1 pseudogene is annotated in these 348 nt (G+C 59.8%); it reads right to left on the reverse strand.

Annotated features, from left to right (window positions below):
• Positions 1–3: 3 nt before the first annotated feature.
• Positions 4–348: pseudogene (locus tag EOA13_RS37550) on the reverse strand (hypothetical protein); the annotation flags it as partial.

The following is a 348-nucleotide window of genomic DNA, read 5'->3' on the forward strand; positions in this document are numbered from 1 at the left end:
GCTCTACTGCACCAGCACGGAGCGTCCACAAGTCGCACCGGTGACCCGGACATCCGCCTCGCCGAGACGCACGCCAAGGGCTCCAAGCAGGTTGGCAAGCAAGGTATCGATCGGTGCTGCCACGCTGTTCAGAAGTGCCACCACCGGCGGCTTCACAAATCCCAGAAGGGCGTCCAGATTCAGCGGCAGGCCGAGTAAATTCGCCGTCAGCGACAGGCCGCTGACCAGCGACGTAGTCAACGATTGGGTAAAGTTTTGCGTGTAAGCGGTCCTTATCGTCTTGGCATCGATGTCGGCCTTGTTGAAAGTCAGCGTCGTCGCGGGGTTATTGGCCATGTTAAACGCCGC

This window comes from Mesorhizobium sp. M7A.F.Ca.US.011.01.1.1 (genome assembly GCF_003998295.1).
Taxonomy (GTDB): domain Bacteria; phylum Pseudomonadota; class Alphaproteobacteria; order Rhizobiales; family Rhizobiaceae; genus Mesorhizobium.